At 59.8% G+C, this 14,819-nt stretch carries 11 protein-coding genes; 7 read left to right on the top strand and 4 right to left on the bottom strand.

Translation table 11 applies throughout. The features are described 5' to 3' along the window. Positions 1 to 339 precede the first annotated feature (339 nt). The 7 genes from AC07VO_RS29120 to AC07VO_RS29090 all read left to right on the top strand — a co-directional run bounded on the left by AC07VO_RS29120 (position 340) and on the right by AC07VO_RS29090 (position 10,319). Positions 340 to 1,500, top strand: coding sequence for an efflux RND transporter periplasmic adaptor subunit (locus tag AC07VO_RS29120; protein WP_086946154.1), 1,161 nt, complete (start codon positions 340 to 342; stop codon positions 1,498 to 1,500). Further along, entirely contained in the window at positions 1,497 to 4,598 is a 3,102-nt protein-coding gene (locus AC07VO_RS29115) for a multidrug efflux RND transporter permease subunit (RefSeq protein WP_018930142.1), read from the top strand. Before AC07VO_RS29120 ends, AC07VO_RS29115 begins: the two co-directional genes overlap by 4 nt. A 9-nt stretch (positions 4,599 to 4,607) precedes the next feature. Further along, a complete protein-coding gene (locus tag AC07VO_RS29110; protein ID WP_018930141.1) occupies positions 4,608 to 5,285 on the top strand; it encodes a heavy metal response regulator transcription factor in 678 nt (225 codons plus the stop codon). After that, complete coding sequence (locus AC07VO_RS29105) at positions 5,275 to 6,639, top strand: heavy metal sensor histidine kinase (protein ID WP_495007727.1); 1,365 nt, start codon at positions 5,275 to 5,277, stop codon at positions 6,637 to 6,639. The genes AC07VO_RS29110 and AC07VO_RS29105 overlap by 11 nt, the downstream gene beginning before the upstream one ends. A 296-nt stretch (positions 6,640 to 6,935) precedes the next feature. Continuing rightward, positions 6,936 to 7,160 (top strand): hypothetical protein, encoded by a 225-nt coding sequence (locus tag AC07VO_RS29100; RefSeq protein ID WP_019020950.1) that lies wholly within the window; start codon positions 6,936 to 6,938, stop codon positions 7,158 to 7,160. Between the two features lie 194 nt (positions 7,161 to 7,354). After that, on the top strand, positions 7,355 to 8,674 hold the full coding sequence (locus tag AC07VO_RS29095; protein ID WP_086946155.1) for an OprD family porin: 1,320 nt from the start codon (positions 7,355 to 7,357) through the stop codon (positions 8,672 to 8,674). Between the two features lie 148 nt (positions 8,675 to 8,822). After that, positions 8,823 to 10,319: a sensor domain-containing diguanylate cyclase gene (locus AC07VO_RS29090; protein WP_028939844.1), complete on the top strand. Its 1,497-nt coding sequence runs from the start codon at positions 8,823 to 8,825 to the stop codon at positions 10,317 to 10,319. A 67-nt stretch (positions 10,320 to 10,386) separates the two neighbouring features. On the opposite strand, the gene lpxC is transcribed toward AC07VO_RS29090, so the two are convergent. From lpxC to AC07VO_RS29070, 4 genes are all read right to left on the bottom strand, one after another. Continuing rightward, positions 10,387 to 11,298 (bottom strand): UDP-3-O-acyl-N-acetylglucosamine deacetylase, encoded by a 912-nt coding sequence (gene lpxC, locus AC07VO_RS29085; protein WP_007939852.1) that lies wholly within the window; start codon positions 11,296 to 11,298, stop codon positions 10,387 to 10,389. A gap of 112 nt (positions 11,299 to 11,410) precedes the next feature. Then, positions 11,411 to 12,604, bottom strand: coding sequence for a cell division protein FtsZ (gene ftsZ, locus AC07VO_RS29080; RefSeq protein ID WP_007939850.1), 1,194 nt, complete (start codon positions 12,602 to 12,604; stop codon positions 11,411 to 11,413). 66 nt (positions 12,605 to 12,670) lie between these two features. Then, the gene (ftsA, locus tag AC07VO_RS29075) at positions 12,671 to 13,930 is read right to left on the bottom strand and encodes a cell division protein FtsA (RefSeq protein ID WP_007939849.1); all 1,260 of its coding nucleotides are present in this window, start codon (positions 13,928 to 13,930) and stop codon (positions 12,671 to 12,673) included. A gap of 15 nt (positions 13,931 to 13,945) precedes the next feature. Then, positions 13,946 to 14,815: a cell division protein FtsQ/DivIB gene (locus AC07VO_RS29070; protein ID WP_007939848.1), complete on the bottom strand. Its 870-nt coding sequence runs from the start codon at positions 14,813 to 14,815 to the stop codon at positions 13,946 to 13,948. Positions 14,816 to 14,819: the final 4 nt, after the last annotated feature.

Here is a 14,819-nt window from a genome sequence, read left to right as displayed (position 1 = left end):
GTTAAAAACTGTTACCTATGTGCTTGAACTGTTTTGTTACCTATGTGGGTGAGTCATACCGGCGAGACCTTTTGGTTCCTTTTGGGGCGTTTGCCAAAAGGGACTCGCCGTAAGGGCGAAACCATAAGCCGCCGTTACCGCAGCAACGGATATGTACACCACCCACAAGAACATGGTCGGCCCAAAGGCCGCCAAGACCAAAGGAATCAGCAACAACCAAAGGAGGTCCAAACTGACAGCGCCGTCAGTTACCAGTCACGCTCCTGACCGGCGAACAGGTTTATAAAGGAAGGTATAAACCTGACAAAACCAGACCACTCAGCCCGGCGCCCCACTCGCATGCGAATTCAGAAAAAAACCGCCCTGCTCGCCGCCCTTCTGATCGCCCTGGCAGCGACGGGCGTTTGGTACGCCACCAAACCCGCCACCACCAAACTGGTCGCCCCCACCGCCATTCCCGTGCGGGTGGTCAGCGTCGTCGAAAAAGATGTGCCCCGCTACGTCAGCGGCATCGGCTCGGTGTTGTCCTTGCACAGCGTGGTCGTGCGCCCGCAAATCGACGGCATCCTCACCAAACTGCTGGTCAAGGAAGGCCAACTGGTGAACCAGGGTGACCTGCTGGCCACCCTCGATGACCGCTCGATCCGCGCCAGCCTCGACCAGGCCCGGGCGCAACTGGGCGAAAGCCAGGCGCAACTGCAAGTGGCCCAGGTCAACCTCAAGCGCTACAAATTGCTGAGGGTCGACGACGGCGTGTCCAAGCAGACCTACGACCAGCAACAAGCCCTGGTCAACCAACTCAAAGCCACCGCCCAAGGCAATCAGGCATCCATCGACGCCGCTCTGGTGCAGCTTTCCTACACACAGATTCGCTCGCCAGTCACCGGTCGCGTTGGTATTCGCACAGTCGATGAAGGCAACTTCCTGCGCATGACCGACACCCAAGGTCTGTTCACGGTGACCCAGATCGACCCGATCGCCGTGGAGTTTTCCCTGCCGCAGCAAATGCTGCCGACCCTGCAAGGCCTGATCAACAATCCACAGCAAGCACCGGTCAAGGCTTACATCGGCGCCGACACTGACGGTGAAACCGGCAACCTGCTGGGCGAAGGTCACCTGACCCTGATCGACAACCAGATCAACGCCAACACCGGCACCATCCGCGCCAAGGCCGAATTCGCCAACCCCGCACAGAAACTCTGGCCGGGCCTGCTGGTGACGGTAAAGATTCAGACGGCGCTGGATAAAAATGCGCTGGTGGTGCCGCCCACGGTCGTACAACGCGGGCTCGATCAACATTTCGTGTACAGGGTCAACGGCGACAAGGTCGAAGCCGTGCAGGTGCAAATGGTCTATCAAGGCAGCGGCCAGGACATTATCAAAGGCGTTAAACCGGGCGACGTGCTGGTCAGCGACGGCCAATCGAGGCTCAAGCCCGGCTCGACGGTTCAGGTACTGAGCGAGCCACCGCAAGTGGTCCAATCGGAGCCAAAACCATGAAGGGCCACGGTTCCATTTCCGCGTGGTGCATCGATCATCCGGTGGCGACGGTCCTGCTGACCTTTGCCCTTATATTGCTCGGCGTCATCGCCTTCCCGCGACTGTCGATTGCGCCACTGCCGGAAGCGGAATTCCCGACCATTCAGGTGGCCGCGCAACTGCCCGGCGCCAACCCGGAGACCATGGCCTCATCGGTGGCCACGCCGCTTGAAGTGCAATTCAGCGCCATCCCCGGCGTGACCCAGATGACCTCGAGCAGCGCCCTGGGCTCGACCATCCTGACCCTGCAATTCACCCTCGACAAAAGCATCGACACCGCCGCCCAAGAGGTCCAGGCCGCGATCAACACCGCCGCCGGCAAACTGCCCAAAGATATGCCCAACCTGCCAACCTGGCGCAAGGTCAACCCGGCTGACAGTCCGGTGCTGATTCTCAGCATCAATTCACCGCAAATGCCCGGCACCGAACTCAGCGATCTGGTAGAAACCCTGCTCGCCCGTCAGATCAGCCAGATCGACGGTGTAGGCCAAGTGAACATCACCGGTCAGCAACGTCCGGCGATTCGCGTGCAGGCCTCGGCGGACAAACTCGCCGCCATTGGCCTGACCCTGGCGGACATTCGCCTGGCGATCCAGAAAACCAGCCTCAACCAGGCCAAAGGTGCGTTGTACGGCGAGTCGAGCATCTCGACCCTGTCCACCAACGACCAGTTGTTCCACCCCGAGGATTACAGCCAACTCATCGTTTCCTACAAGAACGGTGCCCCAGTTCATCTCAAGGACGTGGCCAAAGTGGTCAACGGTTCAGAAGATGCCTACATCCAGGCCTGGGCTGACGGCCAGCCGGGGGTGAACCTGGTGATTTTCCGGCAACCGAGCGCCAACATCGTCGAGACCGTTGATCGAATTCAAGCGGCCCTGCCGACACTGAATGCCATGTTGCCGGCTTCGGTGCAGGTCAAGGTGTTGATCGACCGCACCCAGACCATCCGCGCCTCGCTGCATGAAGTGGAAGTCACCCTGCTGATCGCGATCCTGCTGGTGGTGGCGGTGATGGCGCTGTTCCTGCGGCAACTGTCGGCGACCCTGATCGTGACAGCGGTGCTCGGTGTGTCGCTGACTGCCAGTTTCGCCCTGATGTACATCATGGGCTTCAGCCTGAATAACCTGACGCTGGTGGCGATCGTGGTGTCCGTCGGGTTTGTGGTCGACGATGCGATTGTGGTAGTGGAAAACATTCACCGGCACCTGGAGGCCGGCGACGGCATGCGCGAGGCGGCGATCAAAGGCGCCGGCGAGATCGGTTTTACCGTGGTCTCGATCAGTTTCTCGCTGGTGGCGGCGTTCATTCCGCTGCTGTTCATGGGCGGCGTGGTCGGGCGGCTGTTCAAGGAGTTCGCCTTGACCGCGACCTCGACCATCCTGATTTCGGTGGTGGTGTCCCTGACCCTGGCACCGACGCTGGCCGCGCTGTTCATGCGCGCACCGGCGCATCATGCCCACAGCAAACCAGGTTTCGGCGAGCGCTTGCTGGCGCTGTACGACAAAGGCCTGCGCCGCGCCCTCGCCCATCAGACATTGATGATCGGTGTGTTCGGCCTGTCGCTGGGGCTGGCCATTGCCGGTTACATTTTCATCCCCAAAGGCTTCTTCCCGGTACAGGACACCGGATTCGTCCTCGGCACCACCGAAGCAGCTGCAGATATTTCCTACGGCGACATGGTGAAAAAACACTTGGCGATGGCCGAAATCGTCGCCGCCGACCCCGCCGTCGAGACGTTCTCGCACTCGGTCGGCGTTTCGGGCAGCAACCAGACCATCGCCAACGGCCGCTTCTGGATTTCGCTGAAAAAGCGTGGCGACCGCGATGTGTCCGCCAGCCAGTTCATCGACCGGATTCGCCCGCAACTGATGAAAGTCCCGGGCATCGTGCTGTACCTGCGCGCCGGGCAAGACATCAACCTCAGTTCCGGCCCGAGCCGCGCCCAGTACCAATACGTGCTCAAGAGCAACGACGGTGCCCTCCTGAGTACCTGGACCCAGCGCCTGACGGAAAAACTGCGCAGCAACCCGGCGTTCCGCGACATTTCCAACGACTTGCAACTGGGCGGCAGCATCACCCACATCAGCATCGACCGCAGCGCGGCGGCACGTTTCGGCCTGACCGCCAGCGATGTCGACGAAGCGCTGTACGACGCCTTCGGCCAGCGGCAGATCAATGAATTCCAGACCCAGACCAACCAGTACAACGTGATTCTGGAACTGGACACCAAACAGCGCGGCAAGGCCGAAAGCCTCAACTATTTCTACCTGCGCTCGCCGCTGAGTGGGGAAATGGTGCCGCTGTCGGCCCTGGCGAAATTCGATGCGCCGACCATCGGCCCGTTGTCCATCGCTCACGACGGAATGTTCCCGGCGGCCAACCTGTCATTCAACCTGGCTTCCGGCGTGGCGTTGGGTGATGCGGTGATCATGCTCAACCAGGCCAAGGCTGACATCGGTATGCCGGCCGCCATCAGCGGTAACTTCCAGGGCGCGGCCCAGGCGTTCCAGAGTTCGCTGGCCAGCCAGCCGTGGTTGATTCTGGCGGCGTTGGTGGCGGTGTACATCATTCTCGGCGTGCTGTACGAAAGCTTCGTGCATCCACTGACGATCATTTCGACCCTGCCTTCGGCGGGGCTCGGGGCGGTGATCATGCTGTGGATCTGCGGCCAGGACTTTTCGATCATGGCGCTGATCGGGCTGGTGCTGCTGATCGGTATCGTCAAGAAGAACGGTATCCTGATGATCGACTTCGCGCTGGATGCCCAGCGCAACCGTGGCCTGCCACCGCTGGAGGCAATCCATGAGGCCTGCCTCACACGGTTCCGGCCGATCATCATGACCACGCTTGCCGCCCTGCTCGGCGCCTTGCCGTTGATGATCGGCTACGGCACCGGCGCCGAACTGCGCCAGCCATTGGGCATCGCGGTGGTCGGCGGTTTGCTGGTGAGTCAGGCGCTGACGCTGTTCACTACGCCGGTCATATACTTGTGGCTTGAGCGGATATTCCATAGACCCACACCAGCACAGCAGCCGGTGCTGGCGACCACAGACTGAGGCGGGGTCATGCGCGTTCTGATTATCGAAGACGAGGAAAAAACCGCGGATTATCTGCACCGCGGTCTGACGGAACAGGGTTACACCGTGGACGTGGCCCGCGATGGCGTCGAAGGCCTGCACCTGGCGCTGGAAAATGACTACGCGGTGATTGTCCTCGACGTCATGCTGCCGGGCCTCGACGGTTTCGGCGTGCTGCGCGCATTGCGTGCGCGCAAGCAAACCCCGGTGATCATGCTCACCGCCCGCGAGCGGGTGGAAGACCGCATCAAAGGCCTGCGCGATGGCGCCGACGATTACCTCGGCAAACCGTTTTCCTTCCTCGAACTGGTGGCGCGCCTGCAAGCGCTGACCCGTCGCAGCGGTGGCCACGAGCCGGTGCAGGTGAGCATCGCCGACCTGTGGATAGATTTGATCAGCCGCAAAGCCACCCGCGCCGGCACCCGCCTGGACCTGACCGCCAAGGAGTTCTCACTGTTGAGTGTGTTGGCGCGCAGACAGGGTGAAATCCTCTCGAAAACCGCCATCGCCGAGATGGTCTGGGACATTAATTTCGACAGCGACGCCAACGTGGTCGAAGTCGCGATCAAACGCCTGCGGGCCAAGCTCGACGGGCCGTTCGACGAGAAATTGCTGCACACCATTCGGGGCATGGGTTATGTGCTGGAGAGCCGTGGTGTCCAGTAATTCCATCGCGCTGCGCCTGAGCGGGATGTTTACGCTGGTGGCGCTGCTGGTGTTTCTGTTGATCGGCGGCGCGCTGTATCAACAGGTCGACAAGGGTTTGGGCCTGCTGCCCGAAGCCGAGCTCGATGCCCGCTATAGCGTGCTCGAATCGGCGCTCAACCGTTACGGCACGCCCGAGCATTGGGTGAAGATCAACGCCAAGCTCAAACTGCTGAGCGAAGAAGACAAGCGCATTCGCTTTTGGGTGGTCAGCGGTAATCCCGGTTATGAATACGGCCAACCCGACGCGTCGATCCGCGCGTTCGCCCAAGGCCCATTGGGCATGCGCGACATGGAATTGCCCGACCATCCGTACCCGCTGAAAGTGCTGCTAACCGAGTTGCCGGCCAAGGACCAGCGCCCACCGCTGCGCTTCATGATCGGCATCGACACCGAAACCTTTTACGAGACGCAGCACCACTTGCTGATCGCCCTGATCAGCCTGGCGATCATTGGGGTATTGCTGGCCTCGCTACTCGGTTATTGGGTGGCGCGGATCGGCCTCAAACCGCTGATCAAGTTGTCGCAGGAAGCCCAGCGCCTGGCACCACCGAGGCTGTCCGGGCGCCTGCAATTATCGCCATTGCCCCCGGAGCTCGATCAGTTCGTCAGTTCGTTCAACGCCACCCTGGAACGGGTGGAACAGGCCTACTCGCGGCTGGAATCGTTCAATGCCGATGTGGCCCATGAACTGCGCTCGCCGCTGACCAACCTGATCGGTCAGACCCAGGTTGCACTGACACGCGGGCGCTCCGCCGAACACTATTTCGAAGTGCTGCAATCGAACCTCGAAGAGCTGGAGCGGCTGCGCTCGATCATCAACGACATGCTGTTCCTCGCCAGCGCCGACCAAGGCAGCAAGGCCACCCAACTGACGTCCACCTCACTGGCTGATGAAGTGGCGACGACGCTGGAATATCTGGATTTCATTCTTGAGGATGCGCAGGTTCAGGTCGAGGTCAGTGGCGATGCGCAGGTGCGAATCGAGATCGCACATCTGCGCCGGGCGTTGATCAACCTGCTGAGCAACGCGGTGCAGCACACCGCGCCTGGGCAAGTGATTCAGGTGCGGATCGAAGTCGAGGAGCACCAAGTGAGCATCGGCGTCGCCAACCCGGGGTCGCCGATTGCCAGTGACCATCTGCCGCGCCTGTTCGAACGCTTCTACCGGGTCGATGCGTCACGCAGTAACAGTGGCAACAACCATGGCCTGGGGTTGGCGATCGTCAAGGCGATTGCGCTGATGCATGGCGGGGATGTGTTTGTGCGCACTGATCATGGGATGAATACCTTCGGCATTCACCTTCCAGTCTGATAGGACGGAACCCTGTGGCGAGGGGGCTTGTCGGAGCGCCGCATCGCCCCGTTGGGCTGCGAAGCGGCCCCTGAAACATCCAACCGCATTTCGTCATACACACCACACAAACCGGTTTTACGACTGCTTCGCAGCCGAACGGGGGCAAGCCCCCTCGCCACAGGACGTCCTTCTGCGCTCAAGGACTGTTACTTTTAGCGCAACAGTCCTTTATGCAATCCACTCTTTTTCCCCTCGCCCAAGCCCCTTATCGTTGCCCCATCAAACAGCACTTGCCAAGCAAGAAGGTTCAAAAGATGTCCAACAGTATGGGTATTGCCAGCGCTTTCGTTTTGTCGTCCCTGTTCCTGTCTCCGTTCGCCATGGCTGAAGAGTCGCAGACATTCGTCGCACAAAATGCCGAACGCGCCAAGGCCTACGAACAGTATCAAAACGAACTGACAGCCAAGGCCCAAGAGGCTGCGCAAACCCCTCAAGCGTCGAGCACTCAAGCCCTGCCACGGGTTGAGAAAGACAGCTGATCCATACGTATCGCTCTGTTTCCCTCGACACTTTTCATCGGCTCTTCCCTTTGAAAAGTTGTCTTCAAAGCCGCTGCTATCAGCGGCTTTTTTTCGTGGTGGTTTTCAACCCCTTCAGTTCATCTTCCCTGACAACAAACATCCGCACTTCAAAACAATGAAGTACTTAGTTGACCCAAGGAGCTTTACCGCACGTGCGTTTCCCTCTCAGATTCAGTCCGCTGTTCATTGCAATCACTGCAACGATGGCCAACAACGCGCAGGCCGACGACGAATCCAGCCGCGAAGGCTTTGTCGATGGGGCGAGCCTCAACCTCAATGCCCGCAACTACTACATGAACCGCAATCGCCTGCAAAAGGCTGATGACAACATCGAGTGGGGTCAGGGCTTTCTTGGCCGCTTCGAATCGGGATTCAGCCAGGGCACCATCGGTTTCGGCGTTGATGCCCACGCGATGCTCGGGCTCAAGCTCGACGGCGGTGGTGGCACCGACGGGTCGAGCATCCTGCCGATCAGCGATGGCAACGGCAAGGCACCGGGCTCGTTTTCCACCGCTGGCGGCACCCTGAAAATGCGTGCCTTCGATACCGAATTGAAGGCCGGCGACCTGTTCCTTGCCAACCCGGTGATCGCCGGTGGCGAAACCCGCATGCTGCCGCAGACCTTTCGCGGCGTCAGCCTGACCAACCACAGTGTCGACGGGTTGATGATCGAGGGCGGTCAGGCCAGCTTCACCAAACTCTACAACCAGAGCGGCCACACCCGCATCGGCACGTCCTATGGCAGCCTGGCCGATGGCGATGAAAGCCGGCATTTGAATTGGGCCGGCGTGGCCTGGAGCGGCCTGCCGGGCCTGACCAGCAGCCTGTATGCGGCCGAACTCAAGGACATCTGGAACCAGTACTACTACGACCTGGACTACACCTATTCGCTGAATGACTTGGTCAGCCTCAACCCGGGCCTGCACTTCTATCACACGCAAGACACCGGCGATGCACTGCTGGGCAACATCGACAACAACACCTACAGCCTGCATTTCACCGTCGACGTGGGCCATCACAGCGTCACCGCCGCCTACCAGCGGGTCAACGGCAACACGCCGTTCGATTACATCAGCCAGGGCGACAGCATTTATCTCGACAACTCCCAGCAGTATTCGGACTTCAACGGTCCGAATGAGCGCTCGTGGAAACTCAAGTACGCCTACGACTTTGCTGGCCTCGACATGCCCGGCCTGACCTCGGCGGTGTCCTACTCACGGGGTGAACTGGACCTGACCAAGGTCGATCCGGACAGCCGCGGTTACGCCTCGTGGTACAGCGCCGACGGCAGAAACGCCAGGCATCGGGAACGAGACATCGAGCTCAAGTACGTGGTCCAGGGTAGCAAGGCCAAAGACCTGGCGATGCGTCTGCAATGGGCGTCTAACCGTGGCGGCAACGGTTACGGTGCGCTGGATCAGGACACGGATGAATACCGGGTAATTGTCGACTACCCGGTGAATGTCTTCTAAGCTTCAATTAGCAAAAGGCCAGCATGTTTTGCTGGCCTTTTTATTATCCGGGATTTATATAGGCGCGCAGGACGCGACCGGTTTCTGGGACTCTGCCCGATTCTTGTAAAAGCACTTTCATAACGCCTTATTTGCAGAAGTCAGAACCATGAGTGTGAACAGTGCGAAATCCGGTGATCCGATCCGTTCGACACGCTCGGAGCGGCTTCTGGTTCTCAGTAGTGTGTTGTTGGTGATCGCAATACTGAGCATCGTCGCGTTCCTGCTGATCCGCGAACACGCCAATGCCAAATTGTCCGCCGCTCGCGCCGCCAACAATATCGTGCAATTGATCGACGCCGACGTGCTGCGCAATGTCGAACTCTATGACGTGTCCCTGCTGGGTTTGATCGCTGCCTCCCAGCGGGAAGACCTCAAGAGCGTTTCCCCGGCCATTCGTCACCTGGCCTATTTCGACCGCGCCACTGCCGCGCCGTACAAGGGCAACATCTTGTTGCTCGACAACAAGGGCTATGTGATCGCCGACTCGGCCTCGGTGGAGCCCAGAAAGGGCAACTTTGCCGATCGCGAATACTTCCAGGCCCACATCAACAATCCGGACCCGGGCATGTTCATCAGTCGCCCTTTCAAGGCCCGGCCGCCGGAACAGGATTGGCGGATCAGTTTCAGCCGCCGGGTGAACGGCACCCAGGGTGAGTTCCTCGGCGTGGCCGAGGCCGCCATGCATTTGAGCTACTTCGATCAGTTGTTCAACAGCTTGAGCATCGGCCGCGACAGTACGGTCAGCCTGATCAGCAAGGACGGGATTCTCCTGGCCCACCAACCCCACCTGGCCGAAGAGCTGATCGGCAAGGATTTCAGCAACCGCCCCAATTTCCAGCGCATCGTCAAAGAAGGCAACGGCAGCTTCACCGGCATGTCCAGTCGATACAACGATGAGCGCTTGTACACCTTCTCCAAGGTCGGGAATTTGCCGTTGATCGTCATCGTTGCGCTGTCCAGCGATGAAGTCTTTGCGGCCTGGAAGCGCACCGCGGTGGTAGTCACTTCTGCGACCGTTGCCCTGTGCGTGAGCCTGCTGTGGCTGACCTGGTTGCTCTGCCGGGAGCTGCGTCGACGCCAAAGCGCCGAGCAGGAACTGGCACAACTGGCCGCCACCGACCCCTTGACCGGTCTGGCCAATCGCCGAAGCCTGGATCAGGCTCTGCACCATGAATGGTTTCGTGCCCAGCGTTCCGGTCAGCCGTTGTCGCTGTTGATGATCGATATCGATCACTTCAAGGCGTTCAATGATCGCCACGGCCACCGAGGGGGCGACGATGCCTTGCGCTCGGTGGCCAAGGTGATCGACACCCATGTTCGACGGCCGGCGGACCTGGTCGCCCGGTATGGTGGCGAGGAGTTTTCAGTGATCCTGGCTGAAACCGACAGCGCCGGAGCCCGACAGATTGCCGAAAAAATCCGTATGGCGGTGGAGCAATTGCCGTTGGTGGGAGGTGATGTGTCACCGATTACTGTCAGTATTGGTATCAGTACCTGGACGACAGCAACCGACATCAGCCTGGAACAGTTGCTGTTTGCAGCGGACAAGGCGCTGTATCAGGCCAAGGAAAACGGGCGGAACCGGGTGGTCGCTGCGGATTGATCGTTCCCGCTGGCATAAAAAAAGGCCACCCGAAGGTAGCCTTTAAAAAACTAGAGAGGTTTTTTGCTTACACGGCCGCAACAGGACGCATGTAAGAGATCGGTGCGGTGCTGGCGTCTTCGAACGTCACGACTTCCCAAGCATCTGTCTGCTCAATCAACTTGCGCAGCAGCTGGTTGTTCAATGCGTGTCCGGACTTGAAGCCCTTGAACTCACCAATCAGGCTATTGCCCAGCAGGTAGAGGTCACCAATCGCATCGAGGATTTTGTGCTTCACGAATTCGTCTTCATAGCGAAGGCCGTCTTCGTTCAGTACACCATCCGCGTCGACCACAATTGCGTTTTCAACGCTGCCGCCGAGTGCGAGGTTGTGCTTGCGCAGGTACTCGATATCACTCATGAAACCAAAGGTACGCGCGCGGCTGACTTCTTTTACGAACGAAGTGCTGGAAAAATCCACGCTTGCACTTTGTGTGCGGTCACGGAAAACCGGGTGATCGAAATCGATCTCGAAGCTCACTTTGAAACCTTCGAAAGGGACGAAAGTGGCGCGCTTGTCGCCGTCTTCCACTGTCACTTCCCGCAGGATCCGGATGAACTTCTTGGCGGCGTCCTGCTCTTCCAGGCCGGCCGATTGAATCAGGAATACGAAGGGTCCAGCGCTACCATCCATGATCGGGACTTCGGACGCGGAGAGCTCGACGTAGGCGTTATCGATGCCCAGGCCAGCCATGGCCGAGAGCAGGTGCTCCACCGTGTCCACTTTGACGTCACCGTTAACAAGCGTGGTCGACATAGTGGTTTCGCCAACGTTTTCCGCGCGGGCAGGAATCTGCACCACAGGGTCGAGGTCAGCACGACAAAACACAATGCCGGTGTCGACAGGCGCTGGCTTGAGGGTCAGGTAGACCTTCTCCCCGGAGTGCAGGCCGACACCTGTGGCACGGATAATATTCTTCAGGGTGCGTTGTTTAATCATGGCATGGGCCGCTTCAGCGCAAATTGCGAACTGGTATCAACAAAGGCTGGCGATGATAGCAGACCAGACCTTTGCTGAACACCAATCACCCTAATACCCCTGATACATTTCATCAATCGGCCTGACGACGCAGGAAAGCCGGGATGTCCAGGTAGTCCAGATCATCTTGCGGGTTCATCTTCGCGGCAGTCGCAGCACCGGCCTGAGCCTGGTTGCGCATGACGGTCGGACGGTCCAGGTCACGGTAATTCACCGCTGGCTGTTCCTGACGAACAGGGGCTTGTTGTTGTGGCTGGGAGGCCATCGAGGTGTGAACGGTATTGTCGATGACCTTCACAGGCTTCTCGATTTTAGCGCCCAGACCAGTGGCAACCACGGTCACGTGCAGTTCGTCGCGCATGTCCGGATCGATAACGGTACCGACCTTGACCATTGCGTGCTCGGAAGCGAAAGCTTCGATGATGCTACCCACGTCGGAGTACTCACCCAGAGACAGGTCAGGACCGGCGGTGATGTTCACCAGGATGCCGCGTGCACCTTGCAGGTTCACGTCTTCGAGCAGCGGGTTGCGAATGGCCGCTTCGGTCGCTTCACGTGCACGGTTCGGACCGCTGGCGCAGCCAGTGCCCATCATCGCCATGCCCATTTCGCTCATCACGGTACGTACGTCGGCGAAGTCGACGTTGATCATGCCCGGACGCTTGATGATGTCGGAGATACCGCGAACGGCACCGGCCAGTACATCGTCGGCCTTGGCGAAAGCCGACAAGAGGCTTGCGTCTTTACCGAGGATGGTCAGCAGCTTCTCGTTGGGAATGGTGATCAACGAGTCGACGCTTTCAGACAGCAGACGGATACCTTCGTCGGCGAGCTGCATGCGCTTGCGGCCTTCGAACGGGAACGGACGGGTCACCACCGCAACGGTGAGGATCCCCATTTCCTTGGCCACTTCAGCAATGATTGGCGCTGCACCGGTACCGGTACCGCCGCCCATGCCGGTAGTGATGAACACCATGTTGGTGCCCTGCAGGACTTCGGCAATGCGCTCACGGTCTTCGAGAGCGGCCTGACGACCTACTTCAGGGTTGGCGCCAGCGCCCAGACCTTTGGTCACGCTGGTACCCAGTTGCAGAATGGTGCGCGCGCTGATGCTTTTCAGCGCCTGGGCATCAGTGTTGGCGCAGATGAATTCAACGCCTTCAATGTTGCTCTTGACCATGTGATTGACAGCGTTGCCGCCGCCTCCGCCAACACCGATAACTTTAATAACCGGGCTTGCGGGGATGTTGTCTACGAGTTCGAACATTTTCCCTCTCCTTACATTCTCTAGTTTTTTCGCCTACTGCTTTTGAAGCGGTGTTGCGGTAAAGCTTTAGAAATTGCCTTGTACCCAGCTCTTGATGCGATCGAGCAGAGCGGCTTTCGGTTCGTCATTGCTGTAGCTGTCGCGGCTGCCGATGCCCGAGAACGAAATCCCGTCGGACTGCTTCTGCAGGCCGTACATCAACAGGCCAACGCCGGTGGAATAGATCGGGTTGCGGACCACGTCGTCCAGACCCTTGACGCCATGGGGCACGCCCAGGCGAACCGGCATGTGGAAGATCTCTTCGGCCAGTTCGACCGCGCCTTCCATCTTCGAGGTACCGCCGGTCAGCACGATGCCGGCCGGGATCAGGTCTTCATAGCCGCTGCGACGCAGTTCGGCCTGGATCAGGGTGAACAGCTCGTCGTAACGCGGCTCGACCACTTCGGCCAGGGCCTGGCGGGACAGTTCGCGCGGTGGACGGTCGCCGACACTCGGCACCTTGATGGTTTCGCCGGCACCGGCCAGTTTGGCCAGGGCGCAGGCATAGCGAATCTTGATTTCTTCGGCGTACTGGGTCGGGGTGCGTAACGCCATCGCGATGTCGTTGGTCACCTGGTCGCCCGCAATCGGGATCACTGCGGTGTGGCGGATCGCGCCTTCGGTGAAGATCGCGATGTCGGTGGTACCGCCGCCGATGTCCACCAGGCACACGCCCAGTTCTTTCTCGTCGTCGGTCAGCACCGAATACGCCGAAGCCAGTTGCTCGAGAATGATGTCGTCGATTTCCAGGCCGCAGCGACGCACGCACTTTTCAATGTTCTGTGCGGCGTTGACGGCGCAGGTGACCACGTGAACCTTGGCTTCCAGACGCACGCCGGACATGCCCAGCGGCTCGCGCACGCCTTCCTGGTTATCGATCACATAATCCTGCGGCAGGGTGTGCAGCACGCGCTGGTCAGCCGGGATTGCCACAGCCTGGGCGGCGTCGAGGACGCGTTCAAGGTCGGCGGAGCTGACTTCGCGATCACGAATCGCCACGATACCGTGGGAGTTCAGGCTGCGGATGTGATTGCCGGCCACGCCGACGAACGCCGAGTGGATCCGGCAACCGGCCATCAGCTGCGCTTCTTCGATAGCGCGCTGGATCGACTGGACGGTGGACTCGATGTTCACCACTACGCCTTTTTTCAGGCCGCGGGACGGATGTGTACCGATCCCGACGATTTCGAGCGTGCCGTCGTCCGCGACCTCGCCGACCAGCGCCACCACCTTGGAGGTGCCGATATCGAGACCGACGATCATTTTGCCGCTTTGCACGTTTGCCATGGGTCCTGCCTCTTCTTAATTCTTTGCGACAGCGGGTTGGGCTGTCGTCGGCGCTACAGGTTCCCGCCAGCCAACGGCAAGGCCGTTGGCGTAGCGCAGATCGATGCGCGCAATGTTCGTAATCTGCTCTTTGAGCGTCTTGTCATAGATGGCAATGAAGCGGCGCATCTTTTCCACCAGGTTGCCGCGTCCCAGCAGCAGTTCGATTCCGGGACCCGCGCTGCCTGCGCCGGTGGTCAGGAACCAGCTGCCTCGTTCACGCAACTCCAGGCGTGCAATCGAGAAGCCCAATGGCCTGAGCATCTGGCTCAGCACCTGGTATTGCTGCATCACTTGCTGCTGGGCCCGCTGCGGGCCGAACAGCTGTGGCAAGTGTTCGTAGTTCGCCAGCTCGCGCGGGGTGAACGCCTGTCCCTGGTTGTTCAACAGCGACTCATCGCCCCAACGGGCCACCGGCAGTTGTTCTTCCAGGCGAATCACTACCTGATCCGGCCACACCCGACGCACTTCGGCGTGGGCAATCCATGGCATCTGTTCCAGCTCGGTGCGCATGCTCGCCAGGTCGATGGTGAAGAAGCTCGACGCCACGTACGGGGCGATCCGCTGCTGCACCGCTTGCTGGCTGATGTAACTCAAGTCGCCCTGCACGGCGATTTTGGTGATCGGCCGGTCGGCGTACGGCAGCAAACGCTGTGCGCCTTCGTAAGTACCGAACCCCAACGCCACCAGCAGCACGGGCCAGAACAAGCTTTTCAGAAAGCCGAAGTTGGCTTTCGGCAGGCGCACGGACATCGGCTCTTTGGCCACCATTCGGCTGGCACCCCGCGGCACCGGCTTGCGGCCGGGTGGTGCGGAGGGCTGATGTCTCAGCTGTGCGCCTTGCATGGTC

Source organism: Pseudomonas sp. GW821-FHT03E01 (assembly GCF_059420765.1).
Note: the sequence above shows the minus strand (reverse complement) of the source record. Positions and strands in the feature narration are given on the sequence as shown.

What these genes read in the sequence shown, in the direction of transcription:
- AC07VO_RS29120 (WP_086946154.1), top strand. Translation starts at nt 340, where the DNA reads ATGCGAATTCAGAAAAAAACCGCCCTGCTCGCCGCCCTTCTGATCGCC.
- AC07VO_RS29115 (WP_018930142.1), top strand. Translation starts at nt 1,497, where the DNA reads ATGAAGGGCCACGGTTCCATTTCCGCGTGGTGCATCGATCATCCGGTG.
- AC07VO_RS29110 (WP_018930141.1), top strand. Translation starts at nt 4,608, where the DNA reads ATGCGCGTTCTGATTATCGAAGACGAGGAAAAAACCGCGGATTATCTG.
- AC07VO_RS29100 (WP_019020950.1), top strand. Translation starts at nt 6,936, where the DNA reads ATGTCCAACAGTATGGGTATTGCCAGCGCTTTCGTTTTGTCGTCCCTG.
- AC07VO_RS29090 (WP_028939844.1), top strand. Translation starts at nt 8,823, where the DNA reads ATGAGTGTGAACAGTGCGAAATCCGGTGATCCGATCCGTTCGACACGC.
- lpxC (WP_007939852.1), bottom strand. Translation starts at nt 11,298, where the DNA reads ATGATTAAACAACGCACCCTGAAGAATATTATCCGTGCCACAGGTGTC.
- ftsZ (WP_007939850.1), bottom strand. Translation starts at nt 12,604, where the DNA reads ATGTTCGAACTCGTAGACAACATCCCCGCAAGCCCGGTTATTAAAGTT.
- ftsA (WP_007939849.1), bottom strand. Translation starts at nt 13,930, where the DNA reads ATGGCAAACGTGCAAAGCGGCAAAATGATCGTCGGTCTCGATATCGGC.
- AC07VO_RS29070 (WP_007939848.1), bottom strand. Translation starts at nt 14,815, where the DNA reads ATGCAAGGCGCACAGCTGAGACATCAGCCCTCCGCACCACCCGGCCGC.